Origin of the sequence: Tannerella sp., assembly GCF_030528505.1 — a bacterium.
Taxonomy (GTDB): Bacteria; Bacteroidota; Bacteroidia; order Bacteroidales; family Tannerellaceae; genus Tannerella.
The window spans coordinates 1-7,131 of the sequence record NZ_JAUMYS010000099.1 but is presented as its reverse complement, the minus strand read 5'-3'; the positions used below and the strand labels follow the sequence as shown (position 1 = coordinate 7,131).

Genomic DNA, 7,131 nt, shown 5'->3' with positions numbered 1-7,131 from the left:
GCTGAAAGCCCGGATTATTTCAGCCCCATCCCGCAAGGGTGGGGTATCGACATCCAGACTTTGTTCGGAGGGCTGAAGGCCTGAATTAAATTCATTCTTATCTATTGCGGAATCTGGGTTAAAAAAACGTGCCATGCGGTTGCTTATCGATGTGTTTAAGTGGTTGAATTTTAAATGTGAAAACGGAGTGGATGTTCGCTATAGAAGGGTGAATAAAGCGGCGATTAGTATTTCTGATAAAAATCATTTACCTTTGCCATGCAGTTCTTCATAACTAATCGACCAAAGGATAATGAACGAAATTAAAAACATGAACCGTGCGGCAGATAACATCCGTATTCTTGCCGCTTCGATGGTAGAAAAAGCAAAGTCCGGACATCCCGGCGGTGCAATGGGCGGAGCCGATTTCGTAAATGTACTCTTCGCCGAGTTTCTCAATTACAATCCGGATCAACCGGATTACCCTTATCGTGACCGATTTTTCCTTGATCCCGGACATATGTCGCCCATGCTGTATGCCGTGCTCTCGTTGGCGGGGCTGATGCCTGCCGCAGAATTGGAAAATTTCCGCCAGTGGGGCAGTCAGACGCCCGGTCATCCCGAAGTAGATGTGCTTCATGGGATTGAGAATACGTCGGGCCCGCTCGGTCAAGGCCATGCCATGGCGCTCGGTGCGGCGATTGCCGAACGTTTCATGACGGCGCGCTTTGGTGAGTGGATGGCACACAAAACGTACGTTTATATTTCCGACGGCGGCATTCAGGAAGAAGTGTCGCAGGGCGTAGGACGGGTAGCCGGACATCTCGGACTGCATAACTTTATCATGTATTACGACGCAAACAATATCCAGCTCTCGACTAAAGTCGACGAGGTGACTTCCGAAGATATTGCCGCCAAATATCGGGCATGGAATTGGAATGTTCTCTCTATCGACGGATGCTCGGTCGAAGAAATCCGCGAAGCGTTGCAAGCGGCGAATGAGGAGAAGGAGCGTCCGACCCTGATTATCGGGCAGACGGTAATGGGTAAAGGAGCTGTCGATGCCAAGGGGCAAAGTTATGAAAACAAAGTGTCGACCCATGGGCAACCGCTTTCGGCCGCCGGGGCTGACATCGATGCGACGATCAGAAATCTTGGCGGCGACCCCAACAATCCATTCGTCCTCTTCCCCGAAGCGAAAAAAATATATGCCGATCGTAAGAAAGCGCTTCGCGCATGGTATCTGGCGCAGCAGAAGAACGAAGAAAAATTCCGCAAAGGCCATCCGGAATTATCGGCTAAATTAGACCTTTTCCTTAGCGGAAAGCTCGCGAAGATCAACTATTCATCGATTCAGATGAAAGAACATATTGCGACGCGTGCCGCATCATCTACAATGCTGGGGCTCTATGCACAGCAAGTTGAAAATATGGTTGTGGCATCGGCCGATCTGAGTAATTCGGACAAGACCGACGGTTTTCTGAAGCATACGCATGCTTTCCGGAAAGGAGATTTCTCCGGACAATTTTTGCAGATGGGAGTCAGTGAATTGACCATGGCCTGCATCATGAACGGCATGGCGCTGCATGGCGGCATCATTCCCGTTTGCGGTACGTTCTTTGTCTTCTCCGATTATATGAAGCCTGCCGTTCGGTTGGCGGCGTTGATGCGACTGCATGTCATTTATGTATGGACGCACGACTCGTTCCGTGTCGGCGAAGACGGACCGACTCATCAACCGGTTGAGCACGAAGCCCAACTGCGCCTATTGGAGCATCTGCACAATCACAAGGGCAAACGCTCGATGGTTGTTTTGCGTCCGGCCGATGCGGAAGAAACAATCTACGCGTGGAAGATCGCCCTCGAAGAAAATCGTCCGACCGCGCTCGTGCTCTCTCGTCAGGATATCGTCAATCTGCCTGCCGCAAGCGGTAATCGTCGTAAAGAAGCACGTCAGATTGTGAAAGGCGGATATATTGTCAGTGATTGTGAAGGCAGCCCCGACGTGGTGATGCTGGCCAGCGGATCGGAAGTCGCTACCCTTATCGAGGGAGCGGCTAAACTAACGAAAGCGGGTGTTAAAACGCGGGTTGTGTCGGTGCCGTCCGAAGGACTGTTTCGCGATCAGAAGGCCGATTACCAAGAGCATGTCCTACCCAAAGGAGTTAGACGATTCGGTCTTACTTCGGGATTGCCCGTTACATTGCAAGGGTTGGTTGGCGATAATGGAGTTATTCACGGGCTGCCCGAATTCGGTTACTCGGCGCCTTATAAGGTGCTCGACAAGAAACTGGGCTATACGGGCGAGAACGTGTGTCGGTTGGTGAAAAAAATGCTGAACAAGTAAAGTCGTAAGATGGAGACAAAGACGATCGGATTTGCGAGCGACCATGCGGGATTTATCCTTAAAAGCATGTTGTTGGATTACATGGAGGCTAAAGGATATACATGCCAAGACTTCGGCACTCATTCGGAAGAGAGTTGTGACTATCCCGATTTTGCGCATTTGCTGGCCAGAGCGGTCGAAGGGGCGCAGGTAGACCGCGGGATAGCACTCTGCGGGACGGGAAACGGGATTGCCATGGCGCTGAACAAACATCAGGGGATTCGCGCAGCCATTAGCTGGAACGAAGAGATGGCACGGCTCACGCGCGCACACAACGATGCCAATATTCTGGTGTTGCCGGCACGCTTCATTACGCCCGACGAAGCCAAAGCCATGGCCGATATCTTTTTCTCGACTTCATTCGACGGTGGACGCCATCAGCGGCGTATCGATAAAATTCCGGAGCCATTTTAAGATAAACATAATAGAACAAGAGGATTGTCGGCTGTATGCTTGAGTACAGTGTGTAAAAATGTTTCGTTTTTATGTAATCACCTCATCCCGAAATATAATTCGATGTAAAATAGCGCCTTTTTTTGTACAGATTTTTATAAAAAGTTGTACGTTGAGCTCGCCTTCCCCGGCAGATGTCAATGTTTTTTTTATAAAAAAACGTCCCAAAAATATTTTGTATTAAAAAAATCCTTTTATATTTGCAACGTTTAGTGCAACATGCAACTGGTTGTATGCAAAATGAAAATAAAGTGCACGATGCATATGTTAATGTGCGTGAGGTGTTTGGATGGACTTCGCGTACCTCAGTTCATGTATATGTGCTTCCGGAAAACGAAAAAACGTATGAATTCTATATTCCAATCTTTGTTAGAAGTGTTTAAACGTTGTGCACGGCTGCTCTCAGAGCTGTGCACGAAGGTAGCAGTACGTTCGTCTGTATGTAGCGAAATTTACATACGGGAGAAAATAAATTTACATACGAGAGAAAATTTATTTGCGTACGCATCCAATCAGATTTTCATACGAGAGAAAGTATGTATGTAAAAACAGCAAAAACAAACCTCAATATTATTAATCCTGTAAAAGTTAAGAAAAAGAATTATTGTGATGTATTAAGTATGAAGAAAAGAAACTTCTTAAAAACAAAAAGATTATGAAGAAAAGATTAACATTTTTATGGCTGTCCTGCATAGCAATCCTGATGGCAGGCAGCGGAACCATGTGGGGGCAGGCCTATAAGAACGGCTACGTCTCCGTCAACGGGAAAGTGGATTTCCGAAGAGGAGATGCTAATGCCCCCGGTAGTAAAGGCTATATTACGAATGCCGACAATGTAAACAATGAGTTCGGAGCTGGCGAATCGGCCGTAATCGGAGGTGGCGGCGTATTGGCTGTTCCCAATACGAATCCGCTTCACACCGTGCAAAATGTGTATGGAACCTTACTCGTAGGCTCTCAATATTCACAAAATGTGGTGATGAATATTTTTGACAATGGCGGAGGTGCTGCCGGTCAGATCATCAATGTCCATTTCAAGGATTATCAACAAACGGCCTGGCCTGTCAATTGGACTGCCAAAGAAGCGACAGACCGAATGTATTTTCCTCTTCTGAAGTATGATGCAACGAAAGATGTAGGAAATTTAAGTCTATTTACTGGTGGCACAGGGAGTACTGCACCTCCTGTTCCTGCCGGATCCGAAATGTTGGGCTTCGCAGATGCATTAAGTGGTAATTATTACGGTAGTGTTTTTGCTGCTGTAAAGATTGCTCCCGATGCTGCCGTATTCCCGATTCATAACCATGTAAGTGGTTGGGATAAGACAAATTTTCGGATCAATCTTGCTGGTATGGGGGATAATATTTATACCTCGACGGTTGATCTGCTTACCGGAAATGACGACGGCAAGCAATTATGGCAAACAATACCGGGCCCTCAGTCAAATTATGCCAATTATGCAGCCCTTGCCGGTGTTACCGGAAGTTCATATATACGGCCTACTACCGTAATGGTTTCGGGAGTCAACTCATTCGGCGAGTTGCGTATGTCCGACATCGGTTGGTGGTGGATGTCGAAAGAAGGTACATTAGGAGCTCCACAAAATATGGAGGCCAATTTCAATGCTTCAGGATGTATTCATTTTAGCGGAAAAGTTTATTATCAGAGACAGGATGCAACCTTTGAGAATAAAGGAATGTTTCAGCTTCCCGATGCTTATGTCGACGGAGCAATCCGTTTCTTGAACAATTCGCGTACCTGTGTGGCCGGAAATGCTACAAATGCTACGACTCAAGGAAAGAGCAAGGCTTATCTGGTATTTCCGAAAGAAGAACATTTTGCTCTTCGTGTAGGTGGGGACTTCGGAGCATTCCCGATGTATGTAGAAGACAGAACGGTTGCCGCGGAGGATAAAACCGGGTGGTATTCGAAAGCCGGCGCACCGGCTTACCCGACAGCTATTACTGCGGATATCTTCCTGATGCCAGGTACTACGCCATGGGCAGCCGACTGGAAAGCATCACACACATACCCGCAAGACAACGGAATCAGTGCACATCTTGGTCCCAACAAACAGGTCACAGCTGGTATCTGGGGAGTTAACGGTACGTATGCAGGAACGAACGCGAATATTCATACAAGCAAAACGGCAGCAGGTGCCGATGATAACGATGGTGTGATCGAGGTCGGAGAGGCAACAAAAGGAACATACAACAAATTCTTTGTGTACTCCGGTGGTACCTTTAAAAATTACGGTGGCTGTGTGAACATCTCGCAAGCGATCGATATGAGAGGAGCTGCTCCTACTTTCAAAATGGATAAGGATCAACCGTTGAATATTCTAAACGATGGAGGAAACGATCAGAATGACTACCAAAATGCATCTATCTTATTGGGCGGTGCAGGATTAGTCAGCTTAAACGCAGCTACTTCAGCGCCGACAGGCAAGGGAGCTTTACATGTACAGGCGAAAGGCAAAATATCGACTGGCGATTTAAATAATCCGATCGGTTATGGTAGCTTGACGATAAACGCAGCACAGAATAATAATGCGGCGTTTATTTCGGAATTATCATTCATTGAAATGGGTGATTTAATTTATCAAGGTGGTGCTGGTGCTGGTGCAGGGTATGAAAGTAACCTGACCGTATGGGCACGTGGCGACGCTGATCACCAGAACAACAAATTTGGGGATGTTCGTTTAGGCAAAGTAGAAATTACATCGCCTCAGGCTGATGCAAATAACACGTGGAATGATCCATTGAAAAATTATGTGCCGATAAATAATACGAATCTGATTCGTGATCTGTATTGCAAGACGGATTTATTAGGTAGCAGCCCGGCTGCTTATGATGCGTTGGATGCGAAATTACAGACACGCATTCAGTCTCAAAATGACGGCGTAACAATTAATGGAGAGTTCGATTATAACGGGCAAGACGGTTCATTACTCGTACAGGGAGCGGGCAATGTTGTGATGCAGAAAGACGTAACTCTTCAATTAGGAGGTAAAGGGGATGTGGCTATCCAATCCAAATCAAGTATCGTCGATATTCGAAGCAAATTTGCTTATACAACTAATCAACCTCAAAACGACGTGTTTATCGATGGAGAGCAAGGAGCTTGGCTTCACCATGGAGCAATAGATATGACTACTGCTACCGGATCGAACGTGACCGTTCAATCAAACCAAGGGGATGTGTGGTTCAGAAAAAAAACGTTGCCTACTCCAGTTGATTTTCAAGTGGATTTTGGTGGAGGAAATACAGCATCGCTTGATCTTTGGGCAGGACAAGATATTAAATTCGACATTCCTTTTACCTCAACGGAAAATGCCGACAAGATTATTTCGAACCTCTATGCCGGACGAGATATTCTATCGGCTATCGATGCACACTTGACATTTAACAGTACAGCTGATATCGGATCAAAATTGACAATGATCGGACGGCGTAACGTAACGCTCAGTGGTAAACTTACCGCTAACTATACGGGCAATACACAAACGCAGACAATCGCCGTACAAGCTATGGGCGGAAACATTACAACTAACGACGAGGTGAATGTAAAGACAGAGACTGATAACTATGTACTCTTCTCGGCCGAAATGATTGACTGTGGTGTACAGAATGGAGGTAATGCAGGGTATGCGGGTTGTGATCCGGGTAATCGTAATAGTAAAGACGGTAATATCTGGTTTAATGACTCTGTGGTTATTAATCGCCTTAATACGGGGCATGGAACGACCGATTTTCTGGCAGTAAACAATTTGCGTACAGCTTCGGTCAAAGTGATGAGTAAAGCTGACGAAGATACGGTCAATGTTATTTCTTACAAAGGCAACATTTGGTTGGGTTATAGTGCAGGCAAATCTGCATTCGACGTCAATCGATTCCTTTACAGACCTGAAGGTGCTGCTGGAGAACTGCTTATCAAGGCTGGATTTGATGATGTGAACAATAAGAATCATGACGGAGGTGCCAATATTTCATTTACACAGATTGATGCGGATATGAAAGTCGGTTCTACCCATAATATGACGATTCAAATCCCGTTCTCAAACGAGTATTTATGTGGTGATGACTGTGACGATCTATTACATGCACGCAAAGGTGAGTCCATGATGCGCTACGAACATGCGGGTATTATCGGTGGCGTAGGTCGCTGTGGTGTGGACAAAGATATTGCGAAATACAGTGATGTTACCGATGGAACTGCAGTAATGCAGGCTCCTGCTACCTCTTTAATTTATCGCGGCAATAACGGCAATTTGACGGTCGATGCCGGTACTCGCGGTAACATTATTATGAATA

General features: G+C 46.2%; 3 protein-coding genes. All 3 read left to right on the top strand.

The window, feature by feature from the left end:
• The first annotated feature begins 292 nt into the window (after positions 1–292).
• The gene (locus Q4A89_RS11400) at positions 293–2,326 is read left to right on the top strand and encodes a transketolase (protein ID WP_303185614.1); all 2,034 of its coding nucleotides are present in this window, start codon (positions 293–295) and stop codon (positions 2,324–2,326) included.
• A gap of 9 nt (positions 2,327–2,335) precedes the next feature.
• Entirely contained in the window at positions 2,336–2,779 is a 444-nt protein-coding gene (gene rpiB, locus Q4A89_RS11395) for a ribose 5-phosphate isomerase B (protein ID WP_303185612.1), read from the top strand.
• A gap of 694 nt (positions 2,780–3,473) precedes the next feature.
• On the top strand, positions 3,474–7,131 hold a 3,658-nt coding region (locus tag Q4A89_RS11390; RefSeq protein ID WP_303185610.1), incomplete at its 3' end, for a hypothetical protein.